13 protein-coding genes and 2 tRNA genes are annotated in these 18,131 nt (G+C 64.8%); 9 read left to right on the forward strand and 6 right to left on the reverse strand.

The genetic code is table 11. The annotated features are described in order from the left end of the window. Window positions 1–15: 15 nt before the first annotated feature. From gyrB to NQ151_RS11295, 5 genes are all read left to right on the forward strand, one after another. Window positions 16–2,055, forward strand: coding sequence for a DNA topoisomerase (ATP-hydrolyzing) subunit B (gene gyrB, locus NQ151_RS11275; protein ID WP_257507230.1), 2,040 nt, complete (start codon window positions 16–18; stop codon window positions 2,053–2,055). A 35-nt stretch (window positions 2,056–2,090) separates the two neighbouring features. Continuing rightward, window positions 2,091–4,685, forward strand: a complete 2,595-nt coding sequence (gyrA, locus tag NQ151_RS11280; RefSeq protein WP_257507229.1) for a DNA gyrase subunit A — start codon at window positions 2,091–2,093, stop codon at window positions 4,683–4,685. Further along, window positions 4,682–5,086, forward strand: a complete 405-nt coding sequence (locus NQ151_RS11285) for a DUF3566 domain-containing protein (protein ID WP_257507228.1) — start codon at window positions 4,682–4,684, stop codon at window positions 5,084–5,086. The genes gyrA and NQ151_RS11285 overlap by 4 nt, the downstream gene beginning before the upstream one ends. Before the next feature lie 81 nt (window positions 5,087–5,167). Beyond that, window positions 5,168–5,244: transfer RNA gene (locus tag NQ151_RS11290), tRNA-Ile, on the forward strand. 7 nt (window positions 5,245–5,251) lie between these two features. Next, window positions 5,252–5,324 (forward strand) — tRNA-Ala (locus NQ151_RS11295). A gap of 119 nt (window positions 5,325–5,443) precedes the next feature. Here NQ151_RS11295 and NQ151_RS11300 read toward each other — a convergent pair. From NQ151_RS11300 to NQ151_RS16770, 4 genes are all read right to left on the reverse strand, one after another. Continuing rightward, window positions 5,444–6,862: a tyrosine-type recombinase/integrase gene (locus tag NQ151_RS11300; protein ID WP_257528137.1), complete on the reverse strand. Its 1,419-nt coding sequence runs from the start codon at window positions 6,860–6,862 to the stop codon at window positions 5,444–5,446. 761 nt (window positions 6,863–7,623) lie between these two features. After that, window positions 7,624–9,075, reverse strand: coding sequence for a DNA polymerase (locus tag NQ151_RS11305; RefSeq protein ID WP_257528138.1), 1,452 nt, complete (start codon window positions 9,073–9,075; stop codon window positions 7,624–7,626). Next, window positions 9,075–11,558, reverse strand: coding sequence for a hypothetical protein (locus NQ151_RS11310; protein WP_257528139.1), 2,484 nt, complete (start codon window positions 11,556–11,558; stop codon window positions 9,075–9,077). The genes NQ151_RS11305 and NQ151_RS11310 overlap by 1 nt, the downstream gene beginning before the upstream one ends. A gap of 620 nt (window positions 11,559–12,178) precedes the next feature. Continuing rightward, window positions 12,179–13,372, reverse strand: coding sequence for a DNA N-6-adenine-methyltransferase (locus NQ151_RS16770; protein ID WP_353477573.1), 1,194 nt, complete (start codon window positions 13,370–13,372; stop codon window positions 12,179–12,181). Between the two features lie 702 nt (window positions 13,373–14,074). Between NQ151_RS16770 and NQ151_RS11315 the strand changes: the two genes are divergently transcribed. The 4 genes from NQ151_RS11315 (at window position 14,075) to NQ151_RS11330 (ending at window position 17,097) form a co-directional block, all read left to right on the forward strand. Continuing rightward, window positions 14,075–14,494: a hypothetical protein gene (locus tag NQ151_RS11315; RefSeq protein ID WP_257528140.1), complete on the forward strand. Its 420-nt coding sequence runs from the start codon at window positions 14,075–14,077 to the stop codon at window positions 14,492–14,494. A 415-nt stretch (window positions 14,495–14,909) separates the two neighbouring features. Beyond that, a complete protein-coding gene (locus NQ151_RS11320) occupies window positions 14,910–15,197 on the forward strand; it encodes a hypothetical protein (protein WP_257528141.1) in 288 nt (95 codons plus the stop codon). A gap of 47 nt (window positions 15,198–15,244) precedes the next feature. Next, window positions 15,245–16,291, forward strand: a complete 1,047-nt coding sequence (locus tag NQ151_RS11325) for an Rv1352/Rv1906c domain-containing protein (protein ID WP_257528142.1) — start codon at window positions 15,245–15,247, stop codon at window positions 16,289–16,291. Between the two features lie 209 nt (window positions 16,292–16,500). Next, a complete protein-coding gene (locus NQ151_RS11330; RefSeq protein WP_257528143.1) occupies window positions 16,501–17,097 on the forward strand; it encodes a recombinase family protein in 597 nt (198 codons plus the stop codon). A 7-nt stretch (window positions 17,098–17,104) separates the two neighbouring features. On the opposite strand, the gene NQ151_RS11335 is transcribed toward NQ151_RS11330, so the two are convergent. Further along, window positions 17,105–17,260: a hypothetical protein gene (locus NQ151_RS11335; protein WP_257528144.1), complete on the reverse strand. Its 156-nt coding sequence runs from the start codon at window positions 17,258–17,260 to the stop codon at window positions 17,105–17,107. Between the two features lie 32 nt (window positions 17,261–17,292). Further along, on the reverse strand, window positions 17,293–18,072 hold the full coding sequence (locus tag NQ151_RS11340; protein WP_257528145.1) for a GAF domain-containing protein: 780 nt from the start codon (window positions 18,070–18,072) through the stop codon (window positions 17,293–17,295). Window positions 18,073–18,131 lie beyond the last annotated feature (59 nt).

The following is an 18,131-nucleotide window of genomic DNA, read 5'->3' on the forward strand; positions in this document are numbered from 1 at the left end:
GAGCGCTCGAAACCTATGACGCCTGACAACCCCGACAGCGTTTCCGAAGAACCCGAATCTCACGCGGCGCCGGCCACGCACGCCGAGTACGGGGCGGATGAGATCCAGGTACTCGAAGGGCTCGAGGCGGTACGCAAGCGTCCCGGCATGTACATCGGCTCGACCGGTGAGCGGGGTCTTCACCACCTGGTCTACGAGATCGTCGACAACTCCGTCGACGAGGCTCTGGCCGGGTACTGCGACACGATCCACGTCACGATCCTCGCCGACGGCGGAATCCGCGTGGTGGACAACGGTCGCGGCATTCCGGTGGACATCCACCGCACCGAGGGCAAGTCGACCGTCGAGGTCGTGCTGACCGTGCTGCACGCCGGTGGCAAGTTCGGCGGCGGCGGTTACGCCGTCTCCGGTGGCCTGCACGGCGTCGGCTCATCAGTCGTCAACGCGCTGTCCAGCCGCCTCGAGGTCGAGGTGCGGCGTCAGGGTCACGCGTGGCGGCAGTCCTACGCCACCGGTGGTGTGCCGCAGGCGCCGCTGGCGATGATGGAGGAGACCTCCGAGACCGGCACGACCATCGAGTTCTGGCCCGACGAGACGATCTTCGAGTCGGTCCACTTCGACTACGACACGCTGCGCACCCGCTTCCAGCAGACCGCGTTCCTCAACAAGGGGCTGCGCATCACGCTGAGCGACGAGCGCCCCGAGTCCGCCTACGTGGTCGACCAGCCGGACGGCACCTCGGAGGAGCGCCGCCCGCACGACGACTTCCACTACGAGCGGGGCCTGGTCGACTACGTCGAGTACCTCAACAAGGTGCGCAAGGCCGAGGTCGTCAACGACGAGATCATCGAGATCGAATCCGAAGACACCGTCCGCCACATCTCGCTCGAGCTGGCCATGCAGTGGACCACGAGCTACACCGAGAACGTCTTCACGTTCGCCAACACGATCAACACGCACGAGGGCGGCACGCACGAAGAGGGCTTCCGCGCCGCGCTGACGACGCTGGTGAACAAGTACGCGCGCGCCCAGAACCTGCTCAAGGAGAAGGACGACAACCTCACCGGCGAGGACATCCGCGAGGGGCTCACCGCCGTGCTGTCGGTGAAGCTGTCCGAACCCCAGTTCGAGGGCCAGACCAAGACCAAGCTGGGCAACACCGAAGCCAAGGCGTTCGTGCAGAAGGTCGTCGGCGACAAGCTCACCGATTGGCTCGACCGCAACCCCGGGCAGGCCAAGCGCGTCATCGGCAAGGCCGTCGACGCCGCCACGGCGCGGCTCGCGGCCCGCAAGGCGCGCGAGACAGCACGACGCAAGAGCGTCTTCGAGTCGGCATCCATGCCCGACAAGCTCAAGGACTGCTCGAGCAAGGATCCGTCGATCAGCGAGATCTTCCTCGTGGAGGGCGACTCCGCCGGCGGCTCGGCCGTCAGCGGCCGCGACCCCGAACGCCAGGCGATCCTGTCGCTGCGAGGCAAGATCCTCAACGTCGAGAAGGCGCGGCTGGACCGGGCGCTGGGCAACAACGAGATCCAGGCGATGATCTCCGCGTTCGGTACCGGCATCGGCGAGGACTTCGCGGTGGAGAAGGCGCGGTACCACAAGATCGTGCTGATGGCCGATGCCGACGTCGACGGGCAGCACATCACCACGCTGCTGCTGACGATGCTGTTCCGGTACATGCGCGGACTCATCGAGGCCGGGTTCGTCTACCTCGCTCAGCCGCCGCTGTACCGGCTCAAGTGGTCCAACTCCGACCACGAGTACGTCTACAGCGACCGTGAGCGCGACGCGCTGATGACCGAAGGGCTGGCCTCCGGCAAGCGCATCCCCAAGGACAACGGCGTGCAGCGCTACAAGGGTCTGGGCGAGATGAACGCCAAGGAACTGTGGGAGACCACGATGGACCCGCAGACGCGCACCCTCCGTCAGGTGACGATCGACGACGCGGCCGCCGCGGACGAGATCTTCTCGGTGCTCATGGGCGAGGACGTCGAGGCGCGGCGCGGGTTCATCCAGCGCAACGCCAAAGACGTGCGCTTCCTGGACATCTGAGCTGCGCTGCACGAGCGAACCGGAACTGAGAGAACATGACTGACGACCAGCGCCCCGACCCGACTCCCGGGTACGAGCACGGCAACATCGACCAGGTCGACCTCCAGGTCGAGATGCAGCGCAGCTATCTCGACTACGCGATGAGTGTCATCGTCGGTCGGGCACTGCCGGACGTGCGCGATGGGCTCAAGCCCGTGCACCGCCGGGTGATCTACGGCATGTACGACGGCGGATACCGCCCCGACAAGGCCTTCTCCAAGTGCGCCCGCGTCGTGGGTGAGGTGATGGGTCAGTACCACCCGCACGGTGACACCGCGATCTACGACGCGCTGGTGCGACTGGTGCAGCCGTGGTCGCTGCGCTACCCGCTGGCCGACGGCCAGGGCAACTTCGGATCTCCCGGCAACATGGGTGCCGCCGCCCCCCGGTACACCGAGACCAAGATGGCCCAGCTGGCGCTGGAGATGGTCCGCGACATCGACGAGGAGACCGTCGACTTCGAGGACAACTACGACGGCCGCACCCAGGAGCCCTCGGTGCTGCCGGCGCGGTTCCCGAACCTGCTGGTGAACGGCTCGGTGGGTATCGCGGTCGGCATGGCCACCAACATCCCGCCGCACAACCTGCGTGAAGTGGCATCCGGTGCCCTGTGGGCGCTGGAGAACCCGGATGCGTCCCGCGAAGAGCTGCTCGAAGCGCTCATGCAGCGCATCCCCGGCCCCGACTTCCCCACCGGTGCGCAGATCCTCGGCACCCGCGGCATCCGCGACGCGCAGCGCACCGGACGCGGCTCCATCACGATGCGCGCCGTCGTCAGCGTCGAGGAACTCCAGGGCCGCAACTGCCTGGTCATCACCGAGTTGCCCTACCAGGTCAACCCCGACAACGTCGCGGCGAAGATCCGCGACCTCGCCCGCGACGGCAAGCTCACCGGCATCGCCGACATCCGCGACGAGACCAGCGACCGCACCGGCCAGCGCCTGGTGATCGTGCTCAAGCGCGACGCCGTGGCCAAGGTCGTGCTGAACAACCTGTACAAGCACACCCAGCTGCAGGAGAACTTCGGCGCGAACATGCTCGCCATCGTGGACGGCGTGCCGCGGACGCTGCCGCTGGACGGCTTCGTCTCGCACTGGATCGACCACCAGGTCGAGGTCATCGTGCGACGCACGCAGTACCGCCTGCGCGAGGCCGAGAAGCGCATGCACATCCTGCGCGGCTACCTCAAGGCGCTCGACGCGCTGGATGACGTCATCGCTCTCATCCGCCGCTCGCCGAGCGCGGACGAGGCGCGCGAGGGCCTGAAGGTGCTGCTCGAGATCGACGGCGACCAGGCGGATGCCATCCTGTCGATGCAGCTGCGCCGACTGGCCGCTCTCGAGCGCCAGAAGATCATCGACGAGGCCGAAGCGCTGCAGCTGAAGATCACGGATTACATCGACATCCTCGGCAGCCCGCTGCGTCAGCGCGAGATCATCCGCGACGAGCTCACCGGCATCGTCGACAAGTTCGGCGACGAACGGCGCACCCACATCCTGCAGGGCTACGACGGCGACATGTCGATCGAGGACCTGATCCCCGAGGAGGAGATGGTCGTCACCGTCACGCGTGCCGGCTACATCAAGCGCACCCGCAGCGACAACTACCGCTCGCAGCACCGCGGCGGCAAGGGTGTCAAGGGCGCCCAGCTGCGTGCCGATGACGTCGTGGAGCACTTCTTCGTCACCACGACCCACCACTGGCTGTTGTTCTTCACCACCAAGGGCAGGGTCTACCGCTCCAAGGGATACGAAGTCCCCGAAGCAGGGCGCGACGCCAAGGGCCAGCACGTGGCCAACCTGCTGGCGCTGCAGCCGGATGAGGAGATCGCGCAGATCCTCGACATCCGCGACTACACCGCGGCCACCTACCTGGTGCTGGCCACCCGTGGCGGCCTGGTGAAGAAGACCAGGCTGACCGAGTACGACACCAACCGCCAGGGCGGGATCATCGCGATCCGCCTGCGCGAGGACGACGAGGTCGTCAGCGCCCTGCTCGTCGACGAGACCGACGACGTGCTGCTCATCTCCCGCCACGGCATGTCGCTGCGCTTCACCGCCACCGACGAGTCGCTGCGCCCGATGGGCCGGTCCACCGAGGGCGTCAAGGGAATGTCGTTCCGCGGCGACGACAGCCTGCTGTCGGCCTCCGTCGCCCACGACGACGGCTACGTCTTCGTCGTGACCGAAGGCGGGTACGCCAAGCGCACCCGACTCAGCGAGTACCGCGTCCAGGGACGTGGCGGTTTGGGCATCAAGGTGGCCAAACTCAATGAGGATCGCGGCGTCCTCGCGGGCGGCCTGATCGTCGGCGAGGACGACGAGGTCTTGGTGGTTCTTGCCAGTGGCAAGGTGGTACGCTCTGCCGTGGCCGAGGTGCCTGCCAAGGGCCGTGACACGATGGGCGTCGTCTTCGCACGACCGGACGACGAGGATCGCATCCTCGCGATCGCCCGTAACGGTGAGCGCGGCCTGGCAGAGAGCGCCGCAGCTGATGCGGATGCCGCAGCAGCAGATACCGACGCACCGGCCACGGAGCCCGCAGACGGGACCACCTCCCCCGAGATCCCGGAAGAGAGTACTGACGCATGAGTACGGTAGCCGACAAGCTGGCCAAGAAGTCCTCAAGCAAGACCAGCTCCAAGCAGGTGCGCCTGCGGCTGGTCTACGTGGACTTCTGGTCCGCGGTGAAGCTGTCGTTCCTGGCGGCGGTGGCGCTGGCCGTGGTGACCGTGGTGTCGATCTTCCTGGTCTACATGATCCTGGAGGCCACGACCCTGCTGGCCAAGGTCGACGAGCTGTTCATGGCCTTCACCGACGGCACGGGGTCGCTCACGTCCTTCCTGGGGCTCCCCCAGGTGATGGCGTTCGCGGCGATCGTGGCCATCCTCAACCTCATCGTGGTGACGGTGCTCGGTGCCGTCGTCGCGGGCATCTACAACCTCATGGTGAAGATCACCGGCGGGCTGCTCGTCGGGTTCACCTCCAACTGACTCGCCCGGCGCGTCGCCGGTTTCGTGAAACCGGGTCGCGTCGGGTAAAGTCTTGGAGGTTGCCGATGCGAATCGGCGCAGGGGGCTATAGCTCAGGCGGTTAGAGCGCTTCACTGATAATGAAGAGGTCCCAGGTTCAAGTCCTGGTAGCCCCACCACAGCCCCGGGGCCTTAGCTCAGTTGGTAGAGCGCCTGCTTTGCAAGCAGGATGTCAGGAGTTCGAATCTCCTAGGCTCCACGAAAATCCCCGGTGCGCCGGGGATTTTTTGGTTTCGGTTACCGGCAAATCCTCAGCTAATCAAGCTGAATTCAAGTGCACGGGCCGAAGGTGCTCCGCATCCGCCAGCAACACGTAAGTCAGTAGCTGATGTGGTCGGGGTCGAGTTCGGTGACCAGTACCGTGAAGTCGAGCTCACTTACCGCGCTCTCTGCGGCGAGCAGGTGCTCCTTCAGTACTGACAGTTCGAAGCTGTCGGCGCTCAGGCGAGTCACGGCTGCCCCGAAGAAGGACTGTGCGATGTCCTCCAGGCCGCGCTGACGAGCTCGTTCCCGGCGGACCTGGGGGTCGAGGCCTTCAAGGATCGCGACGTGGTCCACGACCGTAGCCGCCTTCTCGACGTATGCGAGCAGGGCAGGACCGATGCCGTTGTGGCCGAGGACCCGCGCCGCCTCAGTGAGGCCAGCGCTAAGCCCGTGTTTTTCGGTGAGCGCCTTTACGATGGCGGTCGCGACAGTGTCGCGAAGATCGTGGGGCGTGACCGTGCGGTCAAGATCCAGCTTCGTCAACTCGCGCCCAAGGCGGGAACGAAACGATGAGGGCGACACGAACTTGCCGCGGTCTGTCCGGAACACAAAGTCGCCTCGGTCCCGCATCGTCCAGTCGGCGGGGTCGCCGGTCATGTCGACGCAGCGAATCTTCAGACCGTCGAGAGCCCGCCGCGGAACGACCACGGTGCGTGTACTCGCGGGCGTCTTGCCGCCCGGCGTGATTCCGTCTGTGACACGTCCGTTCGGGCTGCTCACCTTTGCTACATGCTGCTCCGCAAGGTGTACCTGGGCAGCGTCGAAGTCGATATCACCGACCTTGAGAGCAAGTGCCTCACCGATTCGGGCGCCGCTGGCGCGCAGGAGTACCCAGACGTCCAGCAGCAGCATCGTGTCGGTCCGTCGGCCGCGGCGTTCGAGCGATGCGAGATGCGTTTCGATTCGGTCGATTGTCTGGAGATCGAGTGGTTTCGGCTGGGGCTTCCGCCCCTTGAGTTGGAAACCACCAAGGGTCACATTCTCAGTGACGACGCCGCGGTTGGCGGCAAACTTCCACAGCGCCCTGAGCGCGTTCACCACGTACCGTGCGCTCGAGCCGGCCGCGTGGACGCACTCGAAGAGTTCCTGGCGAGTGACGGATGCGGGCTCCCGCTCGCCGAGCGGAACACGGCTGAACTCGGGGGTAAAGGTCTTGATCTTCCGTTCCCACATGTCGAGGTACTGCAGACGAGTGCTGTCCGTGACTGAGGCATTCGGTCCCTGCTGAAAAGCTGCCCAGGCATCCGCGAGCTCAGCTACAGTCCAGCGGCGCTGGGTAGCGGCGACGGTAGCGATTGCGCGCTCAAGCTTGGCGCGTGCTTCGTCATAGCTGGCAGCGCTCTTACTGACCTGAAAGCGGTCGCCACCCGGAGGCGTCACTTCGGCAACCGCGCGCCAGGTCCTTCCAGAGCGGACCGGGAAGATGATCCCGATCTGGGACCCGAGCGGGATCGGGCGCGAAGGACGAGGCACGAGGCCAATTCAAGCATGCGTTCGCGGGGTTCAAACCTCGCGCGCGGGCTGCGTCAGCCGCTTGTGATCAACAGCCTGCGCCGCGGGCTAATATCTCGCCATGGAGCCCGACGGCCTTGAATTGGCGGCACAGCCTCATCACTGCGACGTTGTCATGCGCAACGTGGTGGGCGGTTGGGGGTGCGTGGTCTGCGGCCATATCGAGTTCGTCGTGCCGGGACATCAGATGCCGAAGTTCGACGGGCCTGCGATTCTCGGGGGATAGCAGAGGATCAGCGCTGGCGCAGTCTTCTGGCGCCCCGTCAGCAGCGCGGTGTCCGCGCTGGATCGGTCGGTGGCGTTCGAGGTTCATTCCACGGCGGTTGCCGTAGAGACGCAGATGCTGCCGTCGTCCTTAACTTGGATGTTGACCACGACTTCACGGCCGGCTGTGTCGGTTGCGTACACGGACCACGCCTCCGCGCGGTCCGTCGCGGTGAAGTCGTACGCGGCGCTATGGGCGTCGATGTCACCGCCATCGGTGACTGGGGAGCCCACACGTCCGGGCAGCCAGTACCCGTGTCGCCCGTGCGTAACCAGGTGTTCGCAGCGTCGAGCATGGGGTCGCCCGTGCTCGACGTGCACCCTGTTAGCAAACGGCGCCGAGCGCGGCAAGAGTGAGAGCTGTGGGGATTCGTGTCATGCAGTTGCAATGCGCGGCGGCGACACACTCGCACGTCCTCAGGGGTGGGTGAGCGACCTGGGGCTTCGTCGCGTGGGCGTCAGATCTTCTTCCAAGCCGGGCCGAGTTCCACCGGTAATGCGGTGATCTGAACGCCCCTGAACTCGGTTGGCATGAGCGAACCGAGCACCTCCTTGACCGCCTCGACCGAGCGGTGCGGAGTTTCGAGGATCAGCTCGTCGTGCAACGGCATCCAAATGTGGGAGTGAGCCGGCAGGCAGTCGTGCACCCGTAACGCGGCCCCCTGGAAGACGTCGTACGCCGTCGACTGGATGAGCAAGTTCGGACGCGCGTAGGGACGTTCGACCACGCCGAGTGGGCGACCGCTGTCGAGAGTGGCTCCCTGGAGTCCTGACTCCTCCCGGAGCCAGGCTTGCGCGCGCGGATACGGTTGCCAGAGCGCAGCCCGCACCCTTCTAGCCTCTTCAAGCGAAACCCCGAGCTGCCGCGCTGTCCGCCCCACCCCGGCGCCGTACATCGTGGAGATCATCACCACCTTGAAGGCCCTGCGGTGCGTCGTCCGGCCGAACCCCGCTCGTTCGGCCGCGTCGGCGTAGGGATCACCGCTGGCAAGGTGCTCGGCGAGGATGGAATCTCCGCTCAGTGCGGCGAGGATCCTGGGCTCGATGCCATCGAAGTCCGCGGTGACGAGTGCGTGTCCGGGTCGCGCGACTAGGAGGTGTCGGAGGTCTGCCGCGATGTTATTGAGTGCCGGCCTGGTGGAGGATATTCGCCCACTCACCTGCGCGAACGGTTCGAACCTGGAGTGGAGGGTCGAGCGCTTCACCTGCGCTACGAGCTCGCGCACCTTCGGGAATCGGCGCCGGAGATACAGCACTTGCTCATACACCCGCTCAGCTTCGGTTGCCAGCGGCTGGCCGGACGTCGTTCGTGCGCCCCAGTCATCGCTATGGATGCTTGGCACGTCGATGCCGTGCTGGGAGAGCCAGGCCAGCGTCGGCGCGGCGTTGTCTTCGAGGAGCGGGTCGAAACCCAAGGTGTCTCGCAATTGCTTCTGAATGCGTTGCATGTCTGCATGGGTATGTTGGAGGGCCTTCAGATCGACTCGGATGCCACGTGCCGTTGATGCCGCCAGAATCGCTTCCAGGCGGGTGGCTTCGAGGGCGTATCGAGCGGCCGGTATATCCGACAACACGTCCGCGAGTGCCTCCGCGATGGAATCCGGCATTGCGGCACCCTTCGCGCTGTGCCGTACGCGCCACGCGGTGGCAGTGCTACGGACCCACTCCCAGCCGGGAGTCCCGCTGCGACGGATGAGTTCCGTGGCACACCCTTCCTCGGTCCACACCAATCGCTTCCCACCGTGTTCGCTCCAGATGGAATGGAGGAGGCCGCCATGGGTGCGAAGGTCGGCATCCCACGCCGAGTCGATGGTGAAGAGATCGCCGCGCAGCAAGCCGACGTGGGGCCGTCGCGCGGCTTGCAGCCACGCGATGAACTGACCGCTAGTGAACTGAGTGAGCTGAGTCATTAGTAGCTGCTCCCGACCATGGCCGCGTTGAAGCGGCTTCGCTCAGCACTCGTGAGGGGGTCGCGGGGACGTGGTTCCGTACGGTGGTCGAGCAAGGATTCGAGGTCATACGCTTCGACGTCGAATTGCCAGCGACCGTTCGACACCTCCGCGATGACGCGGTAGACGCGGTCACCGACGATGAGTTTCTTCCCGCGAAGGCCCTTGAGCTCACGGGACCACCTGGTTCCGAGTTGACGTCGATTCACGGCGAGAAGGTCTTCCGGAATTCCGAGTTCTCCGTCGCAGGTTAGTGTGACGCGGGCGAACTCGCTGGCCGAGACGGGGCCCGTCAGGTGTGCCCAGGCGTAGGCGAGTGCGTCACCCCATTGCTCGGAGTCATGGTCGGCGCCTGCCACGTCCTTTTCCCAGCCCCGGAGGGCGTGGGCGGCGACGGTTTCGCCGTTCGCCTTCACCCAAGTGAGCGCGCCGAGGATGCGCTGCGACCAAGACGGGCCAAACCCGAGCGCGGGGACCGGATAGGCGGGGCCCTGCTGGATGCCGCGAAGGACTATCGTGTGGGCAGCGGCCACGAGCGCGGGCCGGTTCGCGACGATGTAAGCCTCAAGGTCTGGGTGTTTGTACCTTCCCCCAGTTGCCATCTGGAGGAGTGGCTTCTCCATACGCATCGTGAACCACCGTCGGGCGTGGTCGTCAGCAATTCGAACATTGTTACCACACGCTGAGACAAACACGCCTCGGACGACGACCTCGCGGTTCCCGCCGAGCTCCCGGATCGTGGTGGCACCGTCCCCGGCAGTGATGATTTCTCCAACGAATGGGCTGTTGATGGGGCCGCGAACCTCGTCGCAGTGCCAGAACCGCGTGCTTCTGCTGAGAAGCGCGCTGGCGAGCCGCTTCTGCGATTCTTCATCCTGGCCCCGCCCGAGACTCCATCCGGCAGCGTTCTTGGATCCCTGAGCGAGCAGGCGGACACACGCGGCGGCCTGCGTCTTGCCCGTACCGATTTCGTTTGCATCCCACAGGAACCCGGGGCTGTTTCTGAGCGCCGCGCGGGCTACTCCGGTCAGGAGCGCAGCCATCATGCGTGCGCGGTCGCGTTCCTCAGCCCAGGGAAAGTCACTGCACAGTTCGCCGTCGAGGAAGTCAAACGAGGTTTGCGCTTGCTCGGTTGATGGTCGGTCGGGGACTGCGTAGGTTGCGGCCCACAGACGACGTTCACGGTGAGGCATCGTGAGGACTGCGCGCTCAGTTCGGTGATATCCCGGTGTGTCGATGACAGATTCACCGATGAGTGTTGGCTCAAAGACGATGTGCTCAACCGGGTGCGCGGCTGCGCGCAGTTCGAGGGCGATGCGGCCGAGGAGGGTGGTGGGTATGCCGCTCTGGTGGCGTAGTGCTTCGCCTGCCCGCGTCATCGGTTGGACCGCTAGAAGGACGAGAGTGTGCAGCTCTGTCCCCGTGTCCCAGCGAACGACTTCACCCGAGGGAGTGACGCTGAGAAGGCGAGCAGGAGCGCCCTTCGCGCCGGGCTCCGCGAGCACGAGGGGGAGTGTCTCATCTGCTTGTTGGACGGCGCCGACAAGGACCTCAACAATGCGGCGCACGACGTGGTCGACGGCTTCGTCGATAACCACCTTGGTGATCGTGGAGGCGCGCAGGAACCCGCTGGGGACCACGACATCGCCTTCGCTGAGGAGAAGTGTTGCGGCCCTCTCGGCATTCGGGTCCAGCAAGTCAAACGCGCGGTGGACCACACCATCCCGAATGCTGACTTCGGGATGCTGGCGATTGTAGGAGTTGCGGACGCGGGCCGCGTTGCGCGTCAGGCGACGCAGGTCAATGGCTTGAGGCCGGGGTGCGGTAGTTGATTCCGATGCCCAATCCAAGAAGTCCCCGAGCCGCAACGCCTCTTCGTCGGTCAGTACGGTCACCTCTCCGCGCACCCCGCGGGCGACGTTCTCTAGCGGCAGGTCTCCAATGGTGTGCAGCTCGGCGACGGGTACGCCGTCGCGAACGGTCGCGTGGGCTGCCAATAGTTCGGGATTCGATATCCGCATCAAGAGATAGAACACGTCTCCGACGCGCTCGACCCAGGCAACACGGTTGAGGAGCTCCCTGCAGCCGGTTTCTTCGGATGCGTCTATTTGCCAGTCGGGAAGGGTCGTCGGTAGCCGGAGAGCGACCAAGCCCTCGCCAAGCGCAACAGTGACGCCACCATCAGCGGTGCACTGTGCGGGTACGGCGGCGGCGTGTAGCTGCGCGACGACCAAAGCGGGAGACAACAAGGGTGCGGCTGCCGGGAAGCCGTTCCACTGGTCACACCGAGCCCAAGCGGGGGCCGGGTATCCAGCCGGCTGCGAGCGCCGCCCAGGGCTCTCATCGCTCGCGGGGGCATCGACCCGGAGAATCCCAGCAGGATCAGGGAAAGGCGGTTCGTCAAGCGTCGGTGGTTCGTCGGTGTACGGCAGCAAGTAGTCCACAGGGTGGCTCCTTCAGTCAGATAGCGCAGGCTGTCGTGGCCGGCGCAGGTGGGGGAGTGCCCGGTTGCTCGGGCGATGGGGCGGATGGACTTCCCTATTTGCCGAGCGTCTCGGCGGGAGTCTGAGCCCTCTATGCGCGAAGTCATCGTGATCCCGTCGGAGGCACAACCCCGAGTGTTTGGCGCGTCAGCAGAGGGTCCCTCGTCGCATGTGCGGGACCGCCTCGACTCAAGGGTCGACGGAGGCTTCCTCTGGCCAGCGGCAGCCTCGGCGACTGGGGCGGCCATGACGCTAGGAGGTCAAGCTCCCGGCCGGAGGCGCATCGGAAGCGTAGCGGCGAAGTTCTTTCGCAGTCGGTCCACTCGACTGCGGGTATTAAGGACCGTAAACACGCGTCACCGCGGGTGATCCCGCAGTGATCCTCCACTTGGTGAGATCTGCCCGACGCCCCGGCCCTTGGTGTGAAGAACGAGAACAACGCCACAAGACGGAGACTGAAATTCACCGTCTCAACTGCGCTGCGTGTCGTTCTACCCCGGAATTACGGGGCTCAATAGTCGGCAGTCACCTTTGCTCAACTGCTGGCGAACTCCGCCACCTGCGATTCCTCAACAGCTCGGCTACTCGTGGCGCGGATCTCGATGTGGAAGATAGGCGGTGTAGACAACGCCGACATCGCCGAAGTGCTCGTGAAGCTCTGAGGCAGCAAGTCCAACTCCGAGGAGAATGCTCGCGAACGGAGCCTGATTGCGCTTGTCAGCAGCCCAGCCCTCAACCGCGGGGTTGCCGACACCGGGCGCGAACTCCAAGTGGTCGGAGAACTCGACGCGGGGAAAGGGGGCGAGTTCCTGCTGCCAGCGGGCACCGGGGCGCGCGGGGAGCAGCACAAGAGCGGAGCGGACGTTACCGAGATGCCACTCAGCGACGAGCCGGCGAGTCCACTCGCCAGGGCCTCGGCCCCCTTGGCCGTAAGGCGGGTTGAGCCAGATTCGAGAAGGCGAGCCGTCAGCGTTTGCCCATGACGGCGCACTAAGCGCGTCATCCTCAGCAGTGATCCACCACCGAGCCGGAACGCCTCGTTCAGGCTCCGCAGCGACATCGCCGTCTATTCCGCCGAGGCAGGCAACCGCGCGTTCGATCACCCATTGGGGTGTGAGCCACACATCCGAGGCTGATGATCGCCGATGAGCGAGGTATAGGGCAGCAGCCGCTTGTCGGTCCCGCTGGCTCCTGCGTATCAATGAAGCGGCCGCGGTCACACTGAGTTCGCCACGCGCGACCGCCTGGATGACTTCATCAGCACCGCTCGCCACGACAAGCGATCCATCCCGCACCAGACGCTCGGAGATTCCTGCTATTTCCGCTGCTTGCTGGTGAGTGGGTGGAATCGGCAATCCTGCCGCTTGCTCCCGAACGCCACTGACTCCCCCTCTTGTCCGTCGTGCGAGAGCGCCAGCAGCCAGGGCTCGAGCCGAGGCTGAAAGGTGTCTTCGACGTATATTCAAGCTCAGCACGAGCGAGCGAGCGTCCTCTTCTGATCCTTCGAAATGGCTTACACGAAGCTCGCGGCCCAACAGGTGAGCAGCGTCTGCGCGGTGACGTCCGTCGAGTAGCCATTGGACGTCGGCGGAGTCGGTCCAAACCGTGGCAGCTTCTCGCTGGCCATAGCGTTCGATATCAGCCACCAGCTCGTCAAACTCCTGCGGCGCCATGCGGGGGAGTAGATCGGCAAAGGGATGAACCGCCAACCTCGGAGGGGGGTGCATCATGAAGCCAGCGTACGGCGCACGGAGCGGAGGGGATCTCCCCGACATCAGTTGACTGCGCACCTTCGCTTGTACGGAGGGCACCGGGGATAAAAAGCCCGTATCAGCGCGAGGAATACATGCCGCTCTCGGGAGGAAACGGCATCTCTGGACGTCTGTATTTGGCCCATCCACGGGTCGTGGAGGCCCCACGACTACCCCCCTGTTTCTACGTGGGCACGAATGCAAAAGAGAAGTGCCGGCGGCAGGCGAAAGAGTAACTCGCTCGCGTTCCTCAACGACAGATCCCTAGGGGCAACCCGCGGTAGCCGTGCTGGTGACGAACAGAGTTAGTCAACGACTCCCAACGACAGGCCGCGCAATCCTGCGAGAGCAGGGCACTCAAGTCAAAGCGCCATCACTTCACTGGTGGGCTCGGTTCTCGGACTTGCATCGGCGGCGTTTGGCGCGAAGAAGACTGGGATTCGGCTCGCCGCGCCCGATTCCGTCGCGCAACAGCTGATTGCTGCGAGATGAGGGCCAACGATCCGGAGATTCCGGTTTGTTGCGACGCGGGCGAGTTTACGTTCACCGCAGAACTTGTGAAGGCGCGAGCCACTGCGATTCAAGTCACCGTCGGTTCCTACCCCGCCCAGCCCTTCCGGTGCCCCGCAGGATGGGGACGTTTGGCGGATGTTCGAGCCGCAGCGCATAGGGGCACCGACGGACCCCCGTCGAATTCACATTCCCTCCCCACCAGAAGGACCCCCCGTGGCCGACCGAATCAACATTCCCATGGATGACATCACCGTTATTCAGGTGGTGCTCGACTTATCGCAGACGCGGTGCCGCACCCGCCTCCTCACCGCCGAGCAGGTGGTTGCTGCCGCGAACGAGGCTGAGCGTACGTTCGATGCGATAGGCCTGACTCAGGCCGAACGGATAGGTATTCGGATTGAGGTCAGCAGCTCCGAGCGCCACTTCGCCGCCTCGTACCGGGGCGTCCCACATGCGACCTTCGCGCAGTTGCGTCGGACTCGAACTGGGTGGCGACTGACGGCGGCCGGACGCCGCGTCAACCGCAACATGCGGAGTACATGGCTCGCGACCGAGCTGCCGACCAGCGACGTCCTCGCCCGTGCGGCCCGGCGGGTTCTACGCCGCGGGACAGACGGTCGCCCTCGTCTATAGATATCGACACGGCTAGATTGCAGGTCCGTCCAAGTGGGGCTCGCTTCCGCGGGTCACCGCGCATAGATGGTGAGTAGGGAGCGAGTTCTCCGCCCGCTCACAATCAGTGAGCAACTTCTGCGTCCGAGAGCACGCCGGCCCGGTCGCCGGGGGGACGACCGGGCCGACCCCGCGCAAACCGCACCCGCTTGTGACAGCCTCCCGGCCTGATCCCGAAGTGGTCTCGCGTCGGGGGTCCGTGCCGAATCATGTAGATCCCGTGTCTGGCGGAGGCCAGGGGCATTCCCGCTGCAGCTCCGCCGGCCGGCGGTCGGCGTCGGCTATGGCGGTCAAAGGACCGAATCATCTGGACACCGCGCATAGGGAAAGAAGAAACCCATTCAGTTCCACCTTCCCCCGAGTAGAAAGCACTCATATGGCAACCTTTCTCACCCCCGTTGAGGTCAATCTCATCATCAATGTCGCGACCGAACTCGGCGTGGAAAATCCGTCGCGGTATATCGTGCCTGACGCAGACATCTGGCGAACCGCAGACCAGTTCTGGGCCGCTGCCGAGACGAAACTAAAGACAGGTTCTCGCCCGGTCGGTGGGCGCCTTGCCCTGTGCGCTCTCGTTGTACTGGTGGTGGGTTACGGTCTCGACGTGCGAGTTTTCGACGAATCGCTGAGGCTCGTGTCAAAGGCACTCAGCATCCTGAGTTGACCACCTGGGCCGGTGCCCCGGCGGCAGATAGATGAGAAGCAGGACCCGTGCGCGCACGGGTCCTGCTTCAGCTTGTGCGGAGCTTCTGCCCGTCTCGCCTCGATGTCGGCATCTTGATCCCGCAGCACCGCGATCATCTCGAGACCACGCTGCCTGCTCTGTTGTTGGAGCAGGTGGAAGTGCCTCAACCGCAAACCTTCCGGCGCGGCGGTCATGGCTCAAAGGGGTGCGTCCTGGCGCTTTTCTACGCAATGATGTTGCGCATGGGGAGATTTAAAGCGCTCGGTTTGGCCCTGGCGGGAATCGCTTTGCTGGGAGGGTGCGCTTCACCCGGCACAGCTGAACCGCGCCCGACGAGCAGCCCGACGAGCAGTCCGACGAGCAGCCACTCGCCGGATGCTTCGCCGGCCGCCTCGCCAAGTGCCACACCACCTGCGCTCAAGCCGGTGACCTTCAATATCCGCTGCAGGTACGAGGACCCCACGCTGTATGACCCCACCAAGGTTGGGTCGAGTCCTGCTGACGCTCAGGTCGAGATGTTCTTCACCTCGTTCGAACAGTCGTGGGCAACGGGCAAGCCATTCGATCACTGCGACGCCGAGCGGGCTGGGGGATCAGACCTGACCTCTGAGCAAAGCGCCGCGCTCGGGGCAGCCGGGTACAGCGGCACGGGTGAACTCAAGTACCTCTACGCGCTATGTGCGAAAACGAACGGATTTTACGTCACGAATGGTCCGGTAAGTCCGGAACAAGAGGCTGAGATCGCTGGAATGCTGATTCTCTGCCCCGACTTTCCAGGCGCAGGTGAGATCCGTGCTCGCTCGGTACTCGCGCAGCAGATTGAGCAGGAGCGAGCGCAAGGGTTGAGGTTCTGGGGTACAGGCGTATACCTGGTGGGTAGCGACATCCAACCCGGAACGTTCCAGGCCGCCGGCAACATCGAGAATTGCTACTGGGCGCGCCTCGACGCCGCAGGCGAAACCATCGACAACAACTTCATCCCGGCGGCGAGCCAGGCGCAGGTCACGGTTGTTGCTTCGGACTTCTCGCTCAGTGTCGAGGGTGGCTGCGGCGAGTGGGTGAGGATCCAGTAGACGGCTCGGAGCGAGGGTCGACCGTGTGCGTTTTGGTCTGACTGGCCCCAGCGGAGCAAGACTGCAGTTCCGCAGACCAACGTGGCACAAACGATGGTTTGAGGCCGGCGGCGATGTCCGCCGCAGGTTGCCGATGTGCCTCGCCTCGATCCGCGGGGAGCTATAGGCCACAAACGCACGTCTTGACCGGACGTGAGTGACGTACGTTTGTGACCGCCGCGCATGACGGGAACATGACTTGTCGTTCTTTCGGTTTCGCGCGCACCTCGCTCGACCGCCAGGCCCTCGACCGCCAGGTAGACGCGCTCTGCGCTGCGGGTGTCGCTGAAATCGACATCGTCATCGAGCACGGCGTCAGTGGAGATGCCGCAGTCCGCGACGGGCTCGCCGAACTCCTGTTGCGGGTCCGGGACGGTGACGAGGTGCTGGTTGCCGAGCTGTCCCGGCTCGGGCGCCGCACAGTCGAGGTGCTATCGCTGCTGCGTGAGCTTAACGGCCGAGGCATCGTGGTGCGGTGCCTCCAGCCGGCGATGGTTTTCGACGGCAGCCCCATGGCCACGCTGCTCGTTACTCTGCTCGCTGCGGTCGCAGAAATGGAACTGGAGACACTCCGGATCAGGACTCGTGAAGGCCTTGCCTCAGCCCGCGCGCGGGGCCGTGTGGGCGGCAGGCCCGCGGCGCTTAGTGATGCTAAGCGTCGGGAGGTGGTCCGCATGCGTGGCGAGGGCCGTCCGACCAACGAGGTCGCTGCGATCTTCGGCGTCTCGGAGCGAACGGTGCGCCGTGCAGTATCGACGGCCAGCTAAGCGAACTTCAGCGGGCGGTCTTGGTACGGAGCCTGCCGGCGCGCGGCGCCTCCGTCGTGCGGGGACGCACAATGGTCAACTTCGAAACCTTCGCGCCAGCGTTGCTCTTCAGTACGCCGTAGCCGCCGGATGTCTTGACGATTTTCCACTTGTCCTTCGCCATGGGCTCAGTGTAGATCACACCTGTGACAAGCATCAGGACATTTCTTTGGGATCCGGAGCGTTGTCGTCCTGGCCGATCTCGAACGCGATTGCCATCATCTCTGCCGTCAGCTCGACGAGTGCGACGTCGCCGTCATCGAACGACTTGGCCCGCGGAGCATCGAGGGTGACCATGCCGTAGACGCCGGTCTCGGTCCAGATGGGAGCTGCGACGAACGTCTTGTAGCCGGCCATCGTGCCGTCGTAACCGTCGGGTCGGGGATTCTTGCGGTTGTCCAGATCCGAGTAGTGCGCAGTGGTGCGCTTCTCGATGAACTCTAGTGCTGCGTCTCCGCGGGGGGTGCCGGCGATGAAAGGTTTGGGCTTCTCTCCGCGACCGCTTCGACCGATTGGTTCCATCCGGTACGGCTGGTCGTCGGGGTTCAGCAGGTAGACCACAGCTCTCGGACGCGACACGTGGTCGGCAACGACGGAGCGCAAGGAGGTGGCGGCGCTGTCGGCTACCTGAGCCAGATACGCGCTCCGCCTCTCGTGCACTTGCCGAGCCATCTCAGCGGTGGTCGACGCCCACTTCATGTACTCGTCACGCAGCTTCACGAGCAGTCCACGTTTGGCCCTATCCGCCGTGACGCCGCGGCGATACTCAACGATCTTGCCGGCAATCGTGATCCCTACGGCGACGAGCAGGCAGGTGCCGCTGGCGAGGAACAGCCAACCGCTGATCCCCGTCTTGTCGCGTAGCCCCCACGAAAGGAATTGGGCAGCAGCGAAACTCCCGAGGATCGGCAACGCCGCATTGAGGGTGGGCCACACCCACCCAACGCCTCGTCGTGCCACCCGCCGAGCGTATTGCAGTTATGGCGCGCGACTCG

The organism is Microbacterium sp. zg-YB36 (assembly GCF_024623575.2).
Taxonomy (GTDB): Bacteria; Actinomycetota; Actinomycetes; order Actinomycetales; family Microbacteriaceae; genus Microbacterium.